Here is a 19,522-nt window from a genome sequence, read left to right on the forward strand (position 1 = left end):
CTGCTTTTTTAGGCAGCACGACCCCCGCCGCGCAACCCGATCATCGTGTCAGTGACCTCCCCCACGCTCTCGCGGTGAAACACCCGTCCGCAAGAACGTCCGACGCTCTGACACCATGGATTCCGTGAGCCATCCCTATGACGCCCCAGTTTCGCAGACCCGGAGGAGCGACGCCTCGGCGTAGCGCACAGGGCGCCCACGACTTCCCTCCGTACTCGCAGCCGTACTCGCAGGTCAGGACCACAGTGCCGTATTCATACGAAGCCCCAGTCTCACAGACGCTTTTCGACCGCGCCTCCCTCGTGACGCCCGGCGGCGTGAACTCACCGGTGCGCGCCTTCCGGGCCGTGGGCGGAACGCCCCGGTTCATGGTGTCCGGTGCGGGTCCGTACCTCACCGACGCGGACGGTCGTGAGTACGTCGACCTCGTGTGCTCGTGGGGGCCGATGATCCTCGGCCATTCCCACCCCGAGGTGATCGCCGCGGTGCAGGCCGCCGTCGCCCGCGGCACCTCCTTCGGTACGCCGGGCGAGGGCGAGGTCGCCCTCGCCGAGGAGATCGTCGCCCGTGTCGAGCCGGTCGAGCAGGTCCGGCTGGTCTCCTCCGGCACCGAGGCGACCATGTCGGCGATCCGCCTCGCCCGCGGCTTCACCGGCCGGGCGAAGGTCGTGAAGTTCGCCGGCTGCTACCACGGCCACGTCGACGCGCTGCTCGCCGCCGCCGGCTCCGGTGTGGCCACCTTCGGCCTGCCCGACACGCCCGGAGTGACGGGGGCGCAGGCCGGGGACACGGTCGTCCTGCCGTACAACGACCTGGAGGCGGTGCGGGCCGCGTTCGCCGCGCACCCGGGCGAGATCGCCTGTGTGATCACCGAGGCGTCGCCCGGCAACATGGGCGTCGTCCCGCCGGCCGAGGGCTTCAACGCCGGACTGAAGCGGCTGTGCGCCGAGAACGGCGCCCTGTACATCTCCGACGAGGTCATGACGGGCTTCCGTACCTCGCGGGCCGGCTGGTACGGCGTCGACGGCGTCGCGCCCGACCTGATGACGTTCGGCAAGGTCATGGGCGGCGGGTTCCCGGCCGCCGCCTTCGGTGGCCGCGCCGACGTCATGGGCCACCTCGCCCCGGCCGGCCCGGTCTACCAGGCGGGCACGCTCTCCGGGAACCCGGTCGCGACCGCGGCCGGCCTGGCCCAGCTGCGGCTGCTGGACGACGCCGCCTACGCCACGGTCGACGCCGTCTCCCGGGAGATCCAGGGGCTCGTCACCGACGCGCTCACCAAGGAGGGCGTCGCGCACCGGCTGCAGACCGCCTCCAACATGTTCTCCGTCTTCTTCACGGCCGCCGAGGTCCGGAACTACGACGACGCGAAGAAGCAGGAGGCGTTCCGCTTCAACGCCTTCTTCCACTCGATGCTGGCCGACGGGGTCTATCTGCCGCCGTCCGCCTTCGAGTCCTGGTTCGTGTCCACGGCCCACGACGAGCGCGCGGTCGAGCGGATCGCCGCCGCCCTGCCCGCCGCCGCCCGCGCCGCAGCGGAGGCCACGGCATGACCGGCTCCGCCAGTGACATCACCGTCGTCCACCTGGTGCGGCACGGCGAGGTCCACAACCCCGACGGCATCCTCTACGGCCGCCGCGCGGGCTACCACCTGTCCGAGCTGGGGCGGCGGATGGCCGACCGGGTCGCCGACCACCTCGCCGAGCGGGACGTCACGTACGTCGTCGCCTCGCCGCTGGAGCGCGCCCAGGAGACGGCGCAGCCGGTGGCCAAGAGCCACGGTCTGGACCTGGCCACCGACGAGCGGCTGCTCGAGGCGGGCAACGTCTTCGAGGGGAAGACGTTCGGGGTCGGCGACGGCGCGCTGCGCAAGCCCGGCAACTGGAAGCACCTGACCAACCCGTTCAAGCCGTCGTGGGGCGAGCCGTACGTCGAGCAGGTCGTCCGGATGATGGGCGCGCTGGACGCGGCGAAGGACGCGGCCCGCGGCCACGAGGCGGTCTGCGTCAGCCACCAGCTGCCGATCTGGATCGTGCGCAGCTTCGTGGAGAAGCGCCGGCTGTGGCACGACCCGCGGCGCCGGCAGTGCACGCTGGCCTCGCTGACCTCGTTCACGTACCAGGGTGACCGGATCGTGTCGGTCGGGTACAGCGAGCCGGCCCGGGATCTCGTGCCGCCGCACCTCCTCGCGGGTGCGAAGCCGGTGAAGGGGAAGTCGAAGGCCTTCGGCGCGTAGGCCCCGCCCGCGCGCCCCCTCCGCGCGACCCCTTCACACGACCCGTCCGGGCGAAACGTTCGGACAGGCGTCCAGCGGGTACACCCCTCAGGGCGACCAGGTGACGCACTGTCATCCGGTCGCCCTGAATTTTTTCGTGCGAATTTCCGGAACCTCCGCCTTCCTCCCGGCATCTCACTCATTGTCGGTTTGGATGACCTTCGGGTCATACGTAAGCGCGAATGGGGAACGACATGCGCGGGATCACTCGAAGGGGACTTCTGGGGGCGGGCGTTGGTGCCGCCGCGGCGATCGGGGTAGCCGGATGTCAAACCGGCAATCAGGACAAAAAGGGTCGTTCCGGGACGGGTAAGGGTGGTGACGCCTCGGGTGGGCCGAGCTCGCCCGCCCCGACGCCGGACGACGCCAAGCTCCTCGGTGACGGTTCCACCGCCGACACCGGCAAGCAGCCGCACCAGCCCGACGCCCCCGTCCCCCTCGAGCCCGGCCAGACCCCGCCGCAGTTCGTGGTCTTCTCCTGGGACGGCGCGGGCGAGGTCGGCAACGGACTCTTCCCGCGCTTCCTCGAACTCGCGAAGAACCACGGCGCGGCGATGACCTTCTTCCTCTCCGGGATCTACCTCCTGCCCGAGTCGAAGAAGCACCTCTACCGCCCCCCGAACAACCGCGTCGGCGCCTCCGACATCGGCTACCTCACCGACGACCACATCAAGGACACCCTGAGGCACGTCCGCCAGGCGTGGCTCGACGGACACGAGATAGGCACGCACTTCAACGGCCACTTCTGCGGAGGCTCCGGCTCCGTCGGCAACTGGACCCCCGGGCAGTGGCAGAACGAGATCGACCAGGCGGTGAGGTTCGTCACCGAGTGGAAGACCAACAGCGGCTGGACCGACCTCGACCCGCTGCCCTTCGACTACACGAAGGAACTCGTCGGCGGCCGCACCCCCTGCCTCCTCGGCCAGGACAACCTCCTGCCCACGGCCAAGCGCCTCGGCTGGCGCTACGACGCCAGCTCGCCCGGCGGCCGCCAGATGTGGCCGGCCAAGCGCCAGGGCGTCTGGGACCTCCCCCTCCAGGCCGTGCCCTTCCCCGGCCACTCCTTCGAGGTCCTCTCCATGGACTACAACATGCTGGCCAACCAGTCGAAGAACACCACCAAGGGCATGCCCTCGCGCTACCCGGGCTGGCGCGAGCAGGCCGCCGGGGCCTACCTCGCCGGCTTCCGGCGCGCGTACGAGTCCAACCGGGCGCCGTTCTTCATCGGCAACCACTTCGAGCAGTGGAACGGCGGCATCTACATGGACGCCGTCGAAGAGGCGCTCAAGGGCATGGCCGGCGAGAAGGACGTCCGGCTGGTGTCCTTCCGGCAGTTCACGGACTGGCTGGACGTCCAGGACCCCGGGATCCTCGCCAGGCTGCGCACGCTCGAGGTCGGCCAGGCGCCGGCCGGGGGCTGGAAGGCCTTCCTCAAGCCCGCCTGACGGCCGCCGGTGACTGCCGGAGCGCCCTTAGGCGACCTTGACAAGGGTCTTAACGGGCACGTAGGGGGGTGCCCAAGATCTCCCAAACGTCCATGCGAAACTTTTCACATGAGCCTTGACCGTGCCCCACGACGCACCCTGCTCGCCGTCGGAACGCTGTCGGCCGCCCTCGCTCTGTCGGCCTGCGGCTCGGACTCCAACGGCAAGTCCGGTGGCGGCGGTGACACCAACTTCGTGACCAACACGGGCGGTATCTCCACCGTCGCCAAGGGCGAACGCACGGCCCCGCGCACGATCGCCGGAGAGACGATCGAGGGCGAGCGGCTCGACGTCGCCGACCTCAAGGGCAAGGTCGTCGTCCTCAACGTCTGGGGCTCGTGGTGCTCCCCCTGCCGCGCCGAGGCGTCCCACTTCACCAAGGTCGCCAACGACCTCAAGCCCCAGGGCGTCGAGTTCGTCGGCCTGAACACCCGCGACTTCAACAAGCAGCAGGCGGTCGCCTTCGAGGAGGACTACGAGGTTCCCTATCCGAGCCTCTACGACCCCTCCGGGAAGCTGATCCTCAACGGCTTCCCCAAAGGCACCCTGAACCCCCAGGCCATCCCGTCCACCGTCGTGCTGGACAAGGACGGGAAGATCGCCGCCCGCTCGCTGATGGCACTCGACGAGAAGAAGCTGCGCTCGATGATCGAGCCGCTTCTCGCGGAGAAGTGATCCGGTGAACGAGACGGTCTTCAGCGGAGCCCTCCTGCTGGCTCTGCCCATCGCCGTGCTCGGCGGCCTGGTCTCCTTCTTCTCCCCGTGCGTCCTGCCGCTCGTCCCCGGCTACCTGTCGTACGTGACCGGCGTCACCGGCACCGACCTGGCCGAGGCCAGGCGCGGCAGGATGGCCGTCGGAGCCTCCCTCTTCGTCCTCGGCTTCTCCGCCGTCTTCGTCTCCGGCGGCGCCCTCTTCGGCTACTTCGGATGGACCCTCCAGGAGCACCGGGACGTGCTCGGCAAGGTCCTCGGCGTCCTCATGATCGTCATGGGCCTCTTCTTCATGGGCCTCATGCCGTGGGCCACCCAGCGGGAGTTCCGCATCCACCGGAAGCCCGCCGCCGGTCTGGTCGGCGCGCCGCTCCTCGGCGCGCTCTTCGGCATCGGCTGGGCGCCGTGCATCGGCCCGACGCTCGCCGCGGTCAACGCGCTCGCCACCGAGCAGGCCAGCGCCGGCCGCGGGGCGCTGCTGACCTTCGCGTACTGCGTCGGCCTGGGGCTGCCCTTCATCCTCGCCGCGATCGCCTTCCGCAAGGCGCTCGGCGCGTTCGGGTGGGTCAAGAAGCACTACGCGTGGGTCATGAGGATCGGCGGCGGCATGATGATCCTGACCGGGCTGCTCATGCTCACAGGCGTGTGGGACAGCATGGTGTCCACGATGCAGGGCTGGTCCAACGGCTTCACGGTGGGGATCTGAGAGTTCCGATGAGCAAGACCGAAACCGAAACACACGATCTCGGCGAGGCCGGAGCGCAGCTCTCCACCGCCCCGAGGGAGGAGACCGCCGTCGGCGGCCCCACCCTCGGCGTCGTCGGCTGGATCCGCTGGTTCTGGCGGCAGCTGACGTCCATGCGGGTCGCGCTGATCCTGCTCTTCCTGCTCTCCCTCGGCGCCGTCCCCGGGTCCCTCATCCCGCAGACCAGCGCGGACGAGCTCAAGGTGCAGACCTTCAAGGACGCCCACCCGACCCTCACGCCGCTCTACGAGAAGCTGCAGTTCTTCGACGTCTACAGCTCGGTGTGGTTCTCCGCGATCTACATCCTGCTGTTCGTCTCCCTCATCGGCTGCATCGTGCCCCGCACCTGGCAGTTCGTCGGCCAGCTGCGCGGCCGCCCGCCGCGCGCCCCCAAGCGCCTCGACCGGCTTCCCGCCTACACGACCTGGCGGACGGACGCCACGCCCGAGCAGGTCCGCGAGGCCGCCCTCGGGCTGCTGAAGGGCCGGCGGTTCCGCGCCGACTCCGCCGGTGACGCCGTCGCCGCCGAGAAGGGGTACCTGCGCGAGACCGGCAACCTCCTCTTCCACATCGCGCTCATCGTGATGCTCGTCGCCTTCGCCTGGGGCCAGCTGTTCAAGTCCGAGGGCGGCAAGCTCATCGTCGAGGGCGACGGCTTCTCCAACACGCTCACGCAGTACGACGACTTCAAGTCCGGCTCCCTCTACAGCACCGACGACCTGGCGCCCTTCAGCTTCCAGCTGGACCGCTTCACCGGTACGTACGAGAAGAGCGGACCCCAGCGCGGCACCCCGCGCACCTTCGAGGCGGCCGTCACCTACTCCGAGGCCGGCGGCGCGGACAGGAAGGCGGTCATCAAGGTCAACGAACCGCTGAAGGTCGGCGGCTCGAAGGTCTACCTGATCTCCCACGGGTACGCGCCCGTCGTCACCGTCAAGGACGGCCGGGGCAAGGTCGTCTTCCACGGCGCCGTCCCGCTGCTGCCGTTCGACAACAACATCACCTCCACCGGAGCGATCAAGGTGATGGACGGCTACCGCGACAAGAACGGCAAGAAGGAGCAGCTGGGCTTCCAGGCCTTCTTCGTGCCGACCTTCGCGGGCGCCGGCAAGGGTGACATGTTCTCGCAGTTCCCCGCGCTCGACTTCCCGGTCATGGCGCTGACCGGCTACCACGGCGACCTGCGCGTGGACTCCGGACTGCCACAGAACGTGTACCAGCTGGACAAGTCCAAGATGACCCAGTTCACGGACAAGGACGGCAACAAGCTCGCGCAGCGCATGCTGCCCGGCGAGACCATGACGCTGCCCGGCGGCGCCGGCTCGATCACCTTCGAGAAGGAGATCAAGGAGTGGGCGAGCTTCCAGGTCTCCCAGCAGCCCGGGAACGGTCTCGCCCTCGCGGGCGCGATCGCCGCGATCGCCGGACTGTCCGGCTCGCTGTTCATCCAGCGGCGCCGGATCTGGGTCCGGGCGGTACGGGCGAAGGACGGCGTCACCGTCGTCGAGATGGCGGGCCTCGGCCGGAGCGAGTCCGCGAAGCTCCCCGAGGAGCTGGCCGGCCTCGCGGCCGCCCTCCACGCCCAGGCGCCGACCGCGCCCGATCCCGCAGAAGAACCCGCCGACGTACCAGCCGACGTACCTGCCGAAGGGGCCGAGACCAAGTGATGCTCGCCGCCGAGACCAACGAAAGCCTGGCGCAGATGAGCAACACGCTCATCTACTCCTCGATGGCCGTCTACACCCTGGCCTTCCTGGCCCACATCGCCGAGTGGGTGCTCGGCAGCCGCAGCAAGGTGGGCCGCACGGCCGCCGCGCTGACGTCGGCCACCGCCGCGGCCGCCGCTCCCGCCGTGACCGTGCGGGGCGCGGCCGGCTCCACCGCCGTCCTGGACAAGCCGAAGGTCGTCACCCGCTCCGCCTCCGGCGCCCGTGACGTGCCCGACGGCCCCGGCGCCGCCGGAGGCACGGTCAAGGGCGACCTGTACGGCCGGATCGCCGTCTCGCTCACCGTGCTGGCGTTCCTGGTCGAGGCCGCGGGCGTGGTCTCCCGCGCCCTCGCCGTGCAGCGCGCCCCCTGGGGCAACATGTACGAGTTCTCCACCACCTTCTCCACCGTGGCGGTCGGCGCGTACCTCGGCTTCCTCGTCGCGAAGAAGAACGTCCGCTGGCTCGGTCTGCCGCTGGTGACGACCGTCCTGCTCGACCTGGGTCTGGCCACCACGTGGCTCTACACCGACAGCGACCAGCTCGTCCCGGCGCTCGACTCCTACTGGCTGTGGATCCACGTCTCCACCGCGATCTTCTGCGGCGCCGTCTTCTACCTCGGCGCCGTCGCCACCCTGCTCTACCTCTTCCGCGACTCCTACGAGAACAAGCTCGCGACCGGCGGCAACCCGGGCCCCTTCGCCCGGTCCGTCATGGAGCGGCTGCCGTCGGCGGCCTCCCTGGACAAGTTCTCCTACCGGGTCAACGCGGCGATCTTCCCGCTGTGGACCTTCACGATCATCGCGGGCGCGATCTGGGCCGGCGACGCGTGGGGCCGCTACTGGGGCTGGGACGCCAAGGAGGTCTGGTCCTTCATCACCTGGGTCGGCTACGCCGCGTACCTCCACGCGCGGGCGACCGCGGGCTGGAAGGGCCGCAAGGCCGCGTACGTCGCGCTGATCGCGTTCGGCTGCTTCCTCTTCAACTATTACGGCGTCAACATCTTCGTGAGCAGCAAGCACTCCTACGCGGGCGTCTGAGCTGGCACCGTGACGGCCCCGGGGCCACGCTGAGGATATGAGCGAGATACCCCGGGGCAGGTGCGAGACCCACGAGGGCGACGCGCGGCTCCTGCGCTTCGTGGTGGAGCTGCCGCACCCGCCGGCGCGGGTGTGGGCGGCCGTCGCCACACCGGAGGGCCTGCGGCGGTGGTTCTGCGCGGCGGAGGTGCTGGAGCCGAGGCTGGGCGGCCGGGTCTCCCTGCGCCCGCTGACCGGGGACCCGGTGCTCGCGGGGCGGGTGACGGCGTGGGACCCGGAGTACGTGGCCGAGTACACGGTCGATCCGCCGCACGCCCGGATCCGGTTCCACCTGGAGCCGGGCGGGACGGGCGGCGGGTCGACCGTGCTGCGTCTCACCCTCGGGACCCGGGCGACGCCGGAGGCCGCGCTCGACCTGCTGGCCCGGTGGCACGACCACGTCGAGCGGCTGGCGGCGGCGCTCGACGGCACCCCGGCGGACTGGCCGGGGTGGACGCCGGAGCGCCGACTGCACCTGCGCGAGCTGTACGCGAGGGACGAGGCGCCCTGGCCCGTCTGGATCCCCTAGACAGAACACCGGAGGCTACCCCTTGCGGGGCGGCAGGCAGTCGCCCGTCGGCGGGCGGCCCTCGGGCCATGCGATCTGCACGAACCTCTGTGTGCCGTCCGGGGCCAGCTCCACGATCGGGACCGCCTTGTTGAAGGGGTTGCCGAAGTTGTCCAGGCAGATCCAGCCGCTCGCGCCGTCGACCCGGAGCGATCCCTTCACCTGCGGCCACTGGGTGACCACGTCCGCGAGCTCGGGGTACTGCCTGCCCTGCGGGGTCGCCTGCCGGATCGCGTGGACCGCCGTGGCCATCGCGTCGTACGACACGATCGCCTGGCCGTCGGCGAGCGGCACCGGCTTCGCGGAGACCTTGGCGATGTCGGCGAGGAACGTCTCGTACGCCACCGTCGAGCCGCCCGTCCCGGGCACCGGCCGGCCCGCCGCCGGCTTCCAGGCGTCGGGGTGGGCCAGCGCGGCGTAGCGCACGGTCAGCCTCGCCTTCAGCGCGGCCTTGTTCAGCCGGACATCGGCGCCCAGGTAGGAGCCCTCGTCGCCGGTCAGGACGGTGAAGGAGCGCTCCGCGCAGCCCCGGGAGCCCAGGGCGTTGATGAACTGCCGCAGCTGGGTGTGGCGGCCCGCGAAGAAGACCGTCTCCGCCCTCGTGTCGCAGATCAGATGGGTGATCTGGCGGAAGGTGTTGGCCGTCGTGCCCTCCTCCGTCGGGTCGGCGGGCGAGGTGAACAGCTGCGGCTCGTAGGGCGCGCCCTTGAGCGAGGCCGTGAACGCCGCCTTCAGGGTGTCCGTGTAGTGGTCGCCGGTCCGGGTGTCCTGGACGAGCAGCGCCTTCGCCGCATCCACCCGGCCGAAGTGGGCGAGCGCCTTCGCCTCGTCGCCGTTGGTGGGGGAGACCCTGGCCAGACCGGGGTAGCGGTTGTTGCCCGGCCCCGGCCCGTTGGCGATGTCGTCGGCGGTGATGGTGGTGCCCACGACGGCGATCCCGGCGGCGGTCAGGGCGGCCACCGCGAGGCGTACCTCGGTGGAGCTGGTGGCGACGCCGGAGACCGCTCGCAGCCGGTCGGGGGCGGCCGTCATCGTCTTGAGCCGCTCGACGGTGGCGCTCCAGTGCGCGTTGCCCTTGCCCGTGTTGGCCAGCACGAGCCGGATCTTCGGGGTCTCGCTGTTGGAGGCGTGGTTGGCGCGGTACTGCCGGGCGAACGCGCCCAGCACCTCGTGCCGGACCTTCACCCGCATCCCGGCGTCGGTGGAGGTGAGCGGCAGGAGCAGCGCGACCGTCGCGTACTCCCCCTCCTTCAGCATGGCGTTCTCCCGGCTGACCGCCTTCGCGACGTCCGTCAGGGACGGGACGCCGAAGTCGTATCCGGAGCCGTTGACACCGACGCACTCCGACGTGCCCGGGGGCCGTTCGACGCCCGGGGCGCAGGAACGGTCCTCCGGGGTCGTGGCACGGTTGACGGCGTACCCGATGAGGGTGCCGAGGACCGCCAGGGCCACCAGGGTCGTGAGGACCTTCTGGCGGGTCGTGTAGAAGACGCGGTAGCGCAGCCGGTTGGCCATGGTCCTCAGCCTCCGTTCTCCCCGCCCGGCGGGAGCGACAGCGCCCGCCAGGCCCGGATGTCTCGCGGCCAGTGGGTGGCCGCGTCCCACAGCGGTCTGTTGCCCGTCCGGTGGCGCCCGGAGAGCTGGCGCAGCTCGTGGGCCAGCTTGTCGGTCACCTCGTCGTCGGGCAGGGCGAGCGGGTCGGTCAGCAGCCAGGCGGCGTGCAGCAACCTCCGCACGCGCAGGTGGAGTTCGGTCCGGTCGTCGTCGAGCCCCGCGGGCAGTCGCTCGGTCGGCTCCTGGCCGAGCGCGATCGCGCGGCGCGGATCCGGCCCGGCGCTGTGCCGCTCGCGCGGGTACGGCGCCGAGGTGATGAACCGCAGACGGTCCAGCCAGCCCACGACGTCCGCCTCGGGGAAGGTGGAGCGCAGATGGGTCACGGCCTCCTCGGTGCGGCCCAGCGCCAGCTCCTGGTGCAGCCGGTACGGGCCGGGCTCGGGTCCGTAGTGCCGGTGCAGGGTCTCGTGGACCGCCCGCCACGCGGCGTACGCGGGATGGTCGGCGTCGTGGAAGCGCAGCCGGTGCAGCAGCAGCGCGCGCAGCAGCGGGTCGGCGACGAACCGTTCGCCGCTCTCCGGCCAGTCCTCGGCGCGCAACTGGTCCCGGACGCGCAGCGCCATGTCCCCGTCGAGGGACTCGCCGCGCAGCCGGGTCCGGGCGAGCAGCCGCGCCGACTCCTCGTCGTGGGCGGCGGCGAGGACCGCGAAGGGGCCGGGGGCGCGGCCCGGCAGCAGCTCGGCGAGGAGGGTGGGCGCGACCGGCACCGGAGGGGTGTCCTCGCGCAGCTCCACCGTGAGGTCGAGCAGGGCGCCCGGGGTGAGCCGGGGCTTCAGCCGGGCCGGCGCCTCGCCCGCCGCCCGGCCGAGCAGGACCACGCCGAGGGGGCGTCCCGCGGTGAGCCGGTGGACGCCCCGGGCCAGGTCGGCGGGGGTCCGGCCGGCGGGGTCGAAGTGGTCGAAGGCGCTCTGCGTCTGGGCGGCGCTCAGCGGGGTCAGTTCGACGGCGAGGACGCCCGAGGTGACGTCCGTACCGCGCGGGCAGGGCGCCCGGTGGGCGGTCTCGGGGAGCCGGACGCGGGTCGCGTGCCGGACGCCCTCGTGGTCGCGGACGCGGGAGGCCGCGATGACCACGACGCGGTCCCGCCGGCCGTCCGCGCGGGCCCGCAGGAGGGGTTCGACCAGGCGGCGGCCGAGCGGCTCGTGGGCGTTGTCGAGGAGGACGACGGGCCGGCCCCGGCGGGTGCCGAGCCGGGTGAGCCCGGTGTAGGCCCGGCACAGGTCCTCGACCAGGGCCCCGACGAGGAAGTCCTCGGCCTCGCGGCGGCGCCGGCCGCCCTGCTCGAAGTCGACGGCCAGCTGCTGGAGCCCGGCCTTGCCCCGGCCGCCGGCGTTGCGGTAACTCCCGTACCAGCTCTCCGACTTCTGCTGGAAGCGGCCGAACACCTCCTCCAGGACGGTCTCGACGGTCGCCTCGGCGAGGAGTCCGGCCATCGGCGCGGTGGCCTCGGCGAAGTCGGCGGCCAGCTTGGCGAGCACCTTGCTCACCCAGGTCGTCGCGGCGCCCTTGGCCGCGTCGACGGTGGCCAGGACCGGACCCAGCCGCTGCAGGTCCCGCCGGGCCCGCTCGTCGTCCTCCTGGGACCAGCTGATGGAGGCGACGGCGACCAGCCCGAGCGAGAGGCGCGGGAACTGCACGGGCTTGGCGGCGTGCACCCTCGGCGCCAGCTGGACGGCGAGCTCGGCGAGGGCCCCGGTGAGCGGGTTCCAGCCGGGGCCGTGGTCGGCGGGGCGGTCGATGTGCCCGCAGTCGATCAGGGCGAGCGGGGTCGCCCCCCTGTAGGCGTTGCGCACCTGCTTGAGCAGGGCGGTCTTGCCCATGCCGCGGCCGCCGGTGAAGACGGTGACCGGAGGGTCGTCGCCGTGCTCGTACGCCACCCGCTCGAAGGTCTCCGGCGTCAGTCCGATCAACCGGGCCGCGAGCCCGGTCGGGTGAAGGACCGCTTCCCTGCCGTACAGATTTCTGTCCACCGCGCCCCCGCATCCCCACCGGGCGTGCCCCGTCACATCCCAAGTCCAGGGTATCGACAGGCTGTTGGCAAGGCGTCAGGCTTTTCGACACTGCTGTGCGGGTGTTGTCGTCCTGTGGCGAAGGTGTCGCACCGTGCCCCGTGGCCGGGGCCGTGCCCCGTGTCAGACGCCGGCGGGCTCCTGCTCGTAGGGGAACAGGGCGAGCGGGGTCTCGCCCCGGAAGAACGTGCGGGCGCGGAGCAGGGCGCCCTCGTCGCTCCGCACCTGTCCCGGCCGGGAGCCGTTCCCGGTCAGCACCCCGCCGAACCGCATCCGCATGTACGCCGCCGTGTGGTGCAGCGCGCCCACCATCGGGTCCGCGACCACCTCCTCGCGCTGCGCCATGACCGTGACCCCCCACAGGGTCCGGCCCGCCATCCGCGCCTTGAAGTCCGAGCCAGGCGCGGTCAGCCACCCCGACCAGTAGTCCAGGTAGCGCTTGGTGTGCGCGGAGACGGTGTACCAGTACAGCGGCGAGGCGATCACGATGTCGGTGGCCTCCACGGTGGCCCGGCGCAGCGCCTCCTCGTTCTCCCCGGCCGTCCAGTCGTCGCTCTCGTGGCGGCCGTCCTGGAAGTCGGGCAGCGGCAGCCGGGCCAGGTCCACCCAGTGCCGGGGCACGCCTTCGGGCAGTGCGGCGGCGGCGGCGCGGGCGAGGATCTCGGTGTTGCCACCGGGGCGGGCGCTGCCGAGGACGAAGAGGAACGAGCGGCCGTCGGCCGTCGGGTCGGTGGCGGGGGCAGGGGGCGTCGTGTCGGTGGTCATGTCCGCTCCGGTCTCGGCCCCCGGCTCGCCCGGCCGCCGTGCTGTCGGGCGCCGGCCGCCGCCGGGGGGTGGGTGCCACGCTTCCAACCTCCCGGCGCGCGGGGGTATTCCGTCGGCTCCGGCCGACCGCCGGGAGCCTCCGGCGGACCCGGCGACGGCCCCGGCGGCAGGACGCCCCGCCGGCCCGTGGGCCGGCCGGCCCCGGTCCCCGGCGTCGTGGCCACGAGGACCGACACCGGCGGGCCCTCGGACTCACCCGCGCGAGGGCGCCCTGATCCGACCCGTCACGCGCCACCGGGCGTACGCCCGCCCGGCGGCGGCGCGGGCGGGGGAGAGGGCGGTGGCCGCCTCCTCGAAGGCGGCCGGGAGCCGGAGCTCCGCGTCAGGGCTTCTCCCCGTCGTCGCCCTGCTCGCGCTTGCGCAGCTCCTCCTCGCGGCGGCGCAGGTCCGCCTCCCAGTCCTTGAGGACGGCCTCGTCCTTCTCGTTCTCCTCGCGCAGGGAGGCCAGGAAGTCGGGGTTGTCGTCGGGGGCCACCCACTCCTGGCGGTGGTTGCGGTGCCACTCCGAGGGCGTGCGGCCTCCGGCGGGAGCACGGCGCATCTTGCCCGCGGCGAACCAGACGATCGGTCCGACGATCCAGAAGAGGAGGATGATGATGACCCAGACGACCTTCGGCAGGTGCTTGGCCTCGTCCTCGGGGGTGTTGAGGCAGTCGATGAAGGCATAGATCGTCAGCGCCAGCGGCAGGATGTACATCAGCGCCCTGAGCATGTGGGACGGCCCCCTGGAAGCAATGGCGGAGCCCGTTTCGACGGCCCCGGTGACGAGCCCAGCCTAGCCGGTGGCGGATACTGACCCCTATGGCTTACGACGATCTCCGCTCGCTGCTCAGGGCTCTGGAACGCGAAGGCGACCTCAAGCGCATCAAGGCCGAAGTCGACCCGTACCTCGAGGTCGGGGAGATCGTCGACCGGGTGAACAAGGCGGGAGGCCCGGCGCTCCTCTTCGAGAACGTCAAGGGCTCCGCCATGCCGCTGGCGATGAACGTCTTCGGGACGGACCGCAGGCTCCTCAAGGCACTCGGCCTGAAGTCGTACGGCGAGATCAGCGAGAAGATCGGCGGCCTGCTCAAGCCGGAGCTGCCGCACGGCTTCGTCGGGGTCCGGGAGGCCTTCGGCAAGCTCGGCTCGATGGTCCACGTGCCGCCGAAGAAGGTGAAGTCCGAGAACGCCCCGGTGCAGGAGGTCGTCCTCACCGGCGACGACGTCGACCTGGACGCGCTGCCGGCCCTCTTCACCTGGCCGAAGGACGGCGGGTCGTTCTTCAACCTCGGCCTGACGCACACCAAGCACCCGGAGACCGGCGTGCGCAACCTCGGGCTCTACCGTCTCCAGCGCCACGACAAGCGCACCATCGGCATGCACTGGCAGATCCACAAGGACAGCCGCAACCACTACGCGGTGGCGGCGGAGCGCGGAGAGCGGCTGCCGGTCGCGATCGCCTTCGGCTGCCCGCCGGCCGTGACGTACGCCTCGACGGCGCCGCTGCCCGGCGACATCGACGAGTACCTCTTCGCCGGCTTCGTGCAGGGCAAGCGGATCGAGATGGTCGACTGCAAGACGGTGCCGCTGCAGGTCCCGGCGAACGCCGAGGTCGTGATCGAGGGCTGGCTGGAGCCGGGCGAGATGCTGCCGGAGGGACCCTTCGGCGACCACACCGGCTTCTACACGCCGCAGGAGCCGTTCCCGGCCCTGCGGATCGACTGCGTGACCATGCGCAGGCGCCCGCTGCTCCAGTCGATCGTGGTGGGCCGGCCGCCGACGGAGGACGGGCCGCTGGGCCGGGCGACGGAGCGCTTCTTCCTCCCCCTGCTCAAGATCATCGTCCCGGACATCGTGGACTACCACCTGCCCGAGTCGGGCGGCTTCCACAACTGCGCGATCGTCTCGATCGACAAGAAGTACCCGAAGCACGCGCAGAAGGTGATGCACGCCATCTGGGGCGCGCACATGATGTCGCTGACCAAGCTGATCGTCGTCGTGGACAAGGACTGCGACGTCCACGACCTGCACGAGGTGTCCTGGCGGGCCCTCGGGAACACCGACTACGCCCGTGACCTGACGGTCGTCGAAGGCCCGGTGGACCATCTGGACCACGCCTCCTACCAGCAGTTCTGGGGTGGCAAGGCCGGCATCGACGCGACCCGCAAGCTCCCCGAGGAGGGCTACACCCGCGACGGCGGCTGGCCCGACATGGTGGAGTCGGACCCGGCGACGGCCGCCCTCGTGGACCGCCGGTGGAAGGAGTACGGCCTGTGACCGGCACCGCCGCCGCCGTCCCCGCGCCCGGACGCACCAAGGCGTTCCTCCGCCTGGTGATGATCGAGCACTCCGTCTTCGCGCTGCCGTTCGCCTACATCGCCTCGCTCACGGCGATGTTCCGGCTGGACCGGAGCGTCCACTGGCTCACGCTGCTCCTCGTCACCGTCTGCATGGTGGGGCTGCGGACCTTCGCGATGGCCTGCAACCGGATCATCGACCGGGAGATCGACGCCCGGAACCCCCGCACGGCGGGCCGCGAGCTGGTCACGGGCGCCGTGTCCGTGCGGTCGGCGTGGACCGGGGCCGGGGTCGCGGTCGTCGTCTTCCTCGGTGCGGCGGCGCTGCTGAACCCGCTGTGCCTGGCCCTCGCGCCCCTCGCGGTGGTGCCGATGGTGATCTATCCGTACGGGAAGCGGTTCACGAACTTCCCGCACGCGATCCTGGGCCTCGCGCAGGCCATCGGGCCGATCGGGGCCTGGATCGCGGTGACCGGCGAGTGGTCCTGGGACGCGGTGATCCTCGGGCTCGCCGTCGGCGTCTGGATCGGCGGGTTCGACCTGATCTTCGCCTGCCAGGACGTCCAGGCCGACCGCGCCCACGGCGTGAAGTCGGTCCCCGCCCGCTTCGGCATCCCGGCGGCGCTGTGGGGCGCGCGGGCCTCCGCCGCCGTGACGACGGGGCTGCTGGTCTGGTACGCCCTGGCTACCGGCGCGGGCCTCTTCTTCTGGGTGGGCCTGGCGATCGTGGTGGCGGCGTTCTGCTACGAGCACACGATCGTGAAGCCGCACGACCTGTCCCGCCTGAACCGGGCGTTCTTCACCACGAACGGTTTCATCGGGATCTCGCTGTTCGTGTGCGCGCTGCTCGACCTGATGGTGCGCGGCCTGACGGTGTAGCGCCCGGGGCTTGGGGGCTCAGGGAGTGAGCGCCGGGCTCCGGTGGGCCGGCCGGAAGAGGAAGGCCGCGCCCACGCCGGTCACCAGGCCGACGAGGTGGGCCTGCCAGCTGACGGCGCCGTCGCTGGGCAGGGCGCCGAGGAGCATGGTGCCGCCCCAGATCGCGGCGATGGTGACGCCCACGGCGATGCCCAGGATCCTGCGCTCCACGAAGCCGCGGACCACCAGATAGCCGAAGAGGCCGAAGACGAGGCCCGAGGCGCCCGCCGTGATGGAGTCCGTCGGGGAGAGCAGCCAGACGCCCAGGCCGTCGGCGACGATGATCAGGGCGCAGACGGCGAGGAAGCGGCGGATGCCGCCGAGGGCGGCGAAGAAGCCGAAGACCAGCAGCGGCACGCTGTTGGAGGCGACGTGGTCGAAGCCGAAGTGCAGGAACGGGGCGGTGATGATCCCGCCCAGCCCGTCCGGGTCGCGCGCGACGATGCCGTACGCGTCGAGGGCGTGGCCGGCGGCGTGGTCGACGGCTTCGAGCAGCCACAGGGCGCCCACCCAGACGAGCATCATCTTGGCGGCGGCCTTGCCCCGGTCGGCGCCGGTCCAGCCACGGGTGTGCGGGTCGGTCATCGCAGCCCCCCTGCGGTCGTGCGCTTCCCCCGGGAAACGTCCGGGACACCTTACTCAGTTCCGTCAGGAGCGGGCCGGATAGGCTCGTGGGTGTGGAGCCGGTAGAGGAACAGCAGCGTCGTCCCTGGGTGGTGGGGGTGTCCGGGGCGTCGGGGACCCCGTACGCCGCCGCCGTGCTGCGAGGACTGCTCGCAGCGGGAGAGAGCGTCGACCTGGTCGTGTCGCGGGCGTCGCGGCTGACGCTGCTCGACGAGACAGGGATCGCCTTCCGGGACGCTCACTGGCGCGAGGACCTGGCGACCTGGCTGGCCAGGGGAGCCGACGGCAAGCCGGACACCTTCGCCGAGGACGTGCGCGACCTGGGCGACGTGCGGTACTGGGCGGCCGGGGACCTGGCCGCCGGCCCCTCCTCGGGGTCGTACCCGGCGAAGGGCATGCTGATCGTGCCGGCGTCGACCGCCTCCGTGGCGGGCGTGGCGCTCGGCCTGTCCAAGGACCTGTTGCAGCGGGTGGCGAGCGTGACGCTCAAGGAACGCCGGCCGCTGGTGGTCGCCGTGCGGGAGACCCCGCTGAGCGGGCAGACGCTCAAGGCCCTGGTCGCGCTGGACGAGGCGGGCGCCGTGGTGCTGCCCGCGTCCCCGGCGTTCTACGCGGGGGCGACGCACATCCAGGACCTGGTGGACTTCGTCGCCGGGCGCGCCCTCGACGCGGTCGGCGTACCGCACCACCTGTACCGCCGCTGGGACGGCGAGCTCGGAGGGGCCTCCCGGCCCGACTAGGGCGCCGGGGCGCCGCGGACCCCGCCGCGCTCCTCCGCGCTTCCTCCGACCTCTCCGTCACTCTTCCTCATCATGAAAGATCACAGGGTGACCCATCCTGTGTACCTTAGATTTCATACCTAAATTCGCGGTATCGCTGGACAATGGAAGGCTTCATACTCATGGACGCCGTGGACAGGCAGCTCATCCAGGCTCTGCGCGAGAACGGCAGGGCTTCGTACGCCGAACTCGGCCGGCTCGTCGGGCTCTCCGGCCCCTCCGTCACCGACCGCATCAACCGCCTGGAGGCGGCCGGCGTCATCACCGGCTACCGCGCCACCGTCGACGCCGCCTCGCTCGGTCTCGGCGTCACCGCCCTCATCGGCATCTCCCTCTCCGACGCGGCCGACCACGAGGACGTGGCGCGCCGGCTGAAGGACCTCGCCGAGATCGAGGACTGCTGGTTCATCGCGGGCGACGACTCCTTCATGCTCAAGGTGCGCGCCAACGACGTCGACGGCCTGGAGAAGACGATCCGCCGCCTCTCCGGCACCAAGGGCGTCTCCCGCACCCGCACCACGATCGTGCTCTCCACCAAGTGGGAGAACCGGGTCGGGGACCTGCCCGAGGAGGACTGACGCGGAGCGTCCATGGGGGTCCCCTCGCCCGAAGAGCGGGGGAGTACGGTGGTGGAGCCTGTTTTACGTCGGATACATGGGAGGCGGCCGTACATGGACGCTGGGCTCAAGCGCGAGCTGGAGGAGAAGGTCCGCGCCGGTGAGCGGCTGAGCCGTGAGGACGGTATCGCCCTCTACGACTCCGACGACCTGGCCTGGCTCGGCGGCCTGGCCCACGAGGTCCGGACCCGTAAGAACGGTGACGTCGTCCACTTCAACGTCAACCGGCACCTCAACATGACGAACGTGTGCACCGCGTCCTGCGCGTACTGCTCGTTCCAGCGCAAGCCGGGCGAGAAGGACGCGTACACGATGCGCATCGAGGAGGCCGTCCGCCTCGCCAAGGCGATGGAGGGCGAGAACCTCACCGAGCTGCACATCGTCAACGGGCTCCACCCCAACCTTCCCTGGCGCTACTACCCGCGCTCGCTCTCCGAGCTGAAGAAGGCACTGCCGAACGTCTCGCTGAAGGCGTTCACGGCCACCGAGATCCACCACTTCGAGACGATCTCGGGCATGTCCGCCTCCGACATCCTCGACGAGCTGATCGAGGCCGGCCTGGAGTCCCTGACCGGCGGTGGCGCGGAGATCTTCGACTGGGAGGTCCGGCAGCACATCGTGGACCACCGCACGCACTGGGAGGACTGGTCCCGGATCCACCGGCTCGCGCACGAGAAGGGGCTCAAGACCCCCTCGACGATGCTGTACGGGCACATCGAGGAGCCCCGGCACCGCGTCGACCACGTACTGCGGCTGCGTGAGCTCCAGGACGAGACCGGCGGCTTCCAGGTCTTCATCCCGCTCCGCTACCAGCACGACTTCGTGGACATGCGGGACGGCAAGGTCCGCAACAAGCTCCAGGCGCGCACGACGATGGCCACCGGCGCCGAGGCCCTGAAGACCTTCGCGGTCTCCCGGCTCCTCTTCGACAACGTGCCCCACGTCAAGGTCTTCTGGGTCATGCACGGCGTCCAGACCGCCCAGCTCGCCCTCCAGCACGGCGCGGACGACATGGACGGCTCGGTCGTCGAGTACAAGATCACGCACGACGCCGACAACTACGGCACGCCGAACAAGCTCACCCGCGACGATCTGCTCGAACTGATCCGGGACGCCGGCTTCCGTCCGGTGGAGCGGAACACGCGATACGAGATCATCCGCGAGTACCCCGGCCCCGACGCCGGGCTCCGGGAGTCGCCGCAGCCGATGCGGGTCTGACCTCCCGCCGCTTCCCCGTCGGACGGCCGTGGCGCGCGAGGCGCGCGCCACGGCCGTCCGGCGTGCGGACA

At 71.3% G+C, this 19,522-nt stretch carries 18 protein-coding genes; 13 read left to right on the top strand and 5 right to left on the bottom strand.

Annotated elements, in window-relative coordinates:
* Window positions 1–245: 245 nt before the first annotated feature.
* From hemL to AB0K65_RS18055, 8 genes are all read left to right on the top strand, one after another.
* The gene (hemL, locus tag AB0K65_RS18020; RefSeq protein ID WP_365717522.1) at window positions 246–1,553 is read left to right on the top strand and encodes a glutamate-1-semialdehyde 2,1-aminomutase; all 1,308 of its coding nucleotides are present in this window, start codon (window positions 246–248) and stop codon (window positions 1,551–1,553) included.
* A complete protein-coding gene (locus tag AB0K65_RS18025) occupies window positions 1,550–2,236 on the top strand; it encodes a histidine phosphatase family protein (protein WP_365717524.1) in 687 nt (228 codons plus the stop codon). The genes hemL and AB0K65_RS18025 overlap by 4 nt, the downstream gene beginning before the upstream one ends.
* Before the next feature lie 233 nt (window positions 2,237–2,469).
* On the top strand, window positions 2,470–3,720 hold the full coding sequence (locus AB0K65_RS18030; RefSeq protein ID WP_365717526.1) for a hypothetical protein: 1,251 nt from the start codon (window positions 2,470–2,472) through the stop codon (window positions 3,718–3,720).
* Between the two features lie 108 nt (window positions 3,721–3,828).
* The gene (locus AB0K65_RS18035) at window positions 3,829–4,434 is read left to right on the top strand and encodes a TlpA disulfide reductase family protein (protein WP_365717528.1); all 606 of its coding nucleotides are present in this window, start codon (window positions 3,829–3,831) and stop codon (window positions 4,432–4,434) included.
* Between the two features lie 4 nt (window positions 4,435–4,438).
* Window positions 4,439–5,176, top strand: coding sequence for a cytochrome c biogenesis protein CcdA (locus AB0K65_RS18040; protein WP_365717530.1), 738 nt, complete (start codon window positions 4,439–4,441; stop codon window positions 5,174–5,176).
* 8 nt (window positions 5,177–5,184) lie between these two features.
* Window positions 5,185–6,882 (top strand): cytochrome c biogenesis protein ResB, encoded by a 1,698-nt coding sequence (locus AB0K65_RS18045; protein WP_365717532.1) that lies wholly within the window; start codon window positions 5,185–5,187, stop codon window positions 6,880–6,882.
* On the top strand, window positions 6,879–7,961 hold the full coding sequence (gene ccsB, locus AB0K65_RS18050) for a c-type cytochrome biogenesis protein CcsB (protein WP_365717534.1): 1,083 nt from the start codon (window positions 6,879–6,881) through the stop codon (window positions 7,959–7,961). Before AB0K65_RS18045 ends, ccsB begins: the two co-directional genes overlap by 4 nt.
* Window positions 7,962–7,998: 37 nt before the next feature.
* Window positions 7,999–8,529 carry an SRPBCC domain-containing protein gene (locus tag AB0K65_RS18055; RefSeq protein WP_365717536.1) on the top strand — a complete coding sequence of 177 codons (531 nt, stop codon included), beginning with the start codon at window positions 7,999–8,001 and terminating at the stop codon, window positions 8,527–8,529.
* 15 nt (window positions 8,530–8,544) lie between these two features.
* Here the strand turns inward: AB0K65_RS18055 and AB0K65_RS18060 are convergent, their stop codons facing one another.
* The 4 genes from AB0K65_RS18060 to AB0K65_RS18075 form a co-directional block, all read right to left on the bottom strand.
* Window positions 8,545–10,083, bottom strand: coding sequence for a hypothetical protein (locus AB0K65_RS18060; RefSeq protein WP_365717538.1), 1,539 nt, complete (start codon window positions 10,081–10,083; stop codon window positions 8,545–8,547).
* Between the two features lie 5 nt (window positions 10,084–10,088).
* Window positions 10,089–12,152, bottom strand: coding sequence for a hypothetical protein (locus AB0K65_RS18065; protein ID WP_365717540.1), 2,064 nt, complete (start codon window positions 12,150–12,152; stop codon window positions 10,089–10,091).
* A 162-nt stretch (window positions 12,153–12,314) separates the two neighbouring features.
* A complete protein-coding gene (locus AB0K65_RS18070; protein WP_365717542.1) occupies window positions 12,315–12,956 on the bottom strand; it encodes an NAD(P)H-dependent oxidoreductase in 642 nt (213 codons plus the stop codon).
* Window positions 12,957–13,338: 382 nt separating this feature from the next.
* On the bottom strand, window positions 13,339–13,728 hold the full coding sequence (locus tag AB0K65_RS18075; protein ID WP_365717543.1) for a PLD nuclease N-terminal domain-containing protein: 390 nt from the start codon (window positions 13,726–13,728) through the stop codon (window positions 13,339–13,341).
* Window positions 13,729–13,817: 89 nt separating this feature from the next.
* On the opposite strand from AB0K65_RS18075, the gene AB0K65_RS18080 reads away from it, so the two are divergent.
* Both AB0K65_RS18080 and mqnP read left to right on the top strand, forming a co-directional pair.
* Window positions 13,818–15,275 (top strand): menaquinone biosynthesis decarboxylase, encoded by a 1,458-nt coding sequence (locus AB0K65_RS18080; protein WP_365717544.1) that lies wholly within the window; start codon window positions 13,818–13,820, stop codon window positions 15,273–15,275.
* A complete protein-coding gene (mqnP, locus tag AB0K65_RS18085; RefSeq protein WP_365717545.1) occupies window positions 15,272–16,174 on the top strand; it encodes a menaquinone biosynthesis prenyltransferase MqnP in 903 nt (300 codons plus the stop codon). Before AB0K65_RS18080 ends, mqnP begins: the two co-directional genes overlap by 4 nt.
* Window positions 16,175–16,192: 18 nt before the next feature.
* On the opposite strand, the gene AB0K65_RS18090 is transcribed toward mqnP, so the two are convergent.
* Complete coding sequence (locus AB0K65_RS18090; protein ID WP_365717546.1) at window positions 16,193–16,798, bottom strand: rhomboid family intramembrane serine protease; 606 nt, start codon at window positions 16,796–16,798, stop codon at window positions 16,193–16,195.
* Window positions 16,799–16,890: 92 nt separating this feature from the next.
* On the opposite strand from AB0K65_RS18090, the gene AB0K65_RS18095 reads away from it, so the two are divergent.
* The 3 genes from AB0K65_RS18095 (at window position 16,891) to mqnE (ending at window position 19,451) form a co-directional block, all read left to right on the top strand.
* A complete protein-coding gene (locus AB0K65_RS18095) occupies window positions 16,891–17,577 on the top strand; it encodes a UbiX family flavin prenyltransferase (RefSeq protein ID WP_365717547.1) in 687 nt (228 codons plus the stop codon).
* A gap of 161 nt (window positions 17,578–17,738) precedes the next feature.
* Window positions 17,739–18,194 carry an Lrp/AsnC family transcriptional regulator gene (locus tag AB0K65_RS18100; protein WP_365717696.1) on the top strand — a complete coding sequence of 152 codons (456 nt, stop codon included), beginning with the start codon at window positions 17,739–17,741 and terminating at the stop codon, window positions 18,192–18,194.
* 93 nt (window positions 18,195–18,287) lie between these two features.
* The gene (mqnE, locus tag AB0K65_RS18105; RefSeq protein ID WP_365717548.1) at window positions 18,288–19,451 is read left to right on the top strand and encodes an aminofutalosine synthase MqnE; all 1,164 of its coding nucleotides are present in this window, start codon (window positions 18,288–18,290) and stop codon (window positions 19,449–19,451) included.
* Window positions 19,452–19,522 lie beyond the last annotated feature (71 nt).

It is taken from the genome of Streptomyces sp. NPDC053755 (assembly GCF_040677675.1).
Lineage (GTDB): Bacteria > Actinomycetota > Actinomycetes > Streptomycetales > Streptomycetaceae > Streptomyces.

What these genes read in the sequence shown, in the direction of transcription:
- AB0K65_RS18025 (WP_365717524.1), top strand. Translation starts at nt 1,550, where the DNA reads ATGACCGGCTCCGCCAGTGACATCACCGTCGTCCACCTGGTGCGGCAC.
- AB0K65_RS18030 (WP_365717526.1), top strand. Translation starts at nt 2,470, where the DNA reads ATGCGCGGGATCACTCGAAGGGGACTTCTGGGGGCGGGCGTTGGTGCC.
- AB0K65_RS18035 (WP_365717528.1), top strand. Translation starts at nt 3,829, where the DNA reads ATGAGCCTTGACCGTGCCCCACGACGCACCCTGCTCGCCGTCGGAACG.
- AB0K65_RS18045 (WP_365717532.1), top strand. Translation starts at nt 5,185, where the DNA reads ATGAGCAAGACCGAAACCGAAACACACGATCTCGGCGAGGCCGGAGCG.
- AB0K65_RS18055 (WP_365717536.1), top strand. Translation starts at nt 7,999, where the DNA reads ATGAGCGAGATACCCCGGGGCAGGTGCGAGACCCACGAGGGCGACGCG.
- AB0K65_RS18060 (WP_365717538.1), bottom strand. Translation starts at nt 10,083, where the DNA reads ATGGCCAACCGGCTGCGCTACCGCGTCTTCTACACGACCCGCCAGAAG.
- AB0K65_RS18070 (WP_365717542.1), bottom strand. Translation starts at nt 12,956, where the DNA reads ATGACCACCGACACGACGCCCCCTGCCCCCGCCACCGACCCGACGGCC.
- AB0K65_RS18075 (WP_365717543.1), bottom strand. Translation starts at nt 13,728, where the DNA reads ATGCTCAGGGCGCTGATGTACATCCTGCCGCTGGCGCTGACGATCTAT.
- AB0K65_RS18080 (WP_365717544.1), top strand. Translation starts at nt 13,818, where the DNA reads ATGGCTTACGACGATCTCCGCTCGCTGCTCAGGGCTCTGGAACGCGAA.
- AB0K65_RS18090 (WP_365717546.1), bottom strand. Translation starts at nt 16,798, where the DNA reads ATGACCGACCCGCACACCCGTGGCTGGACCGGCGCCGACCGGGGCAAG.
- AB0K65_RS18100 (WP_365717696.1), top strand. Translation starts at nt 17,739, where the DNA reads ATGGACGCCGTGGACAGGCAGCTCATCCAGGCTCTGCGCGAGAACGGC.
- mqnE (WP_365717548.1), top strand. Translation starts at nt 18,288, where the DNA reads ATGGACGCTGGGCTCAAGCGCGAGCTGGAGGAGAAGGTCCGCGCCGGT.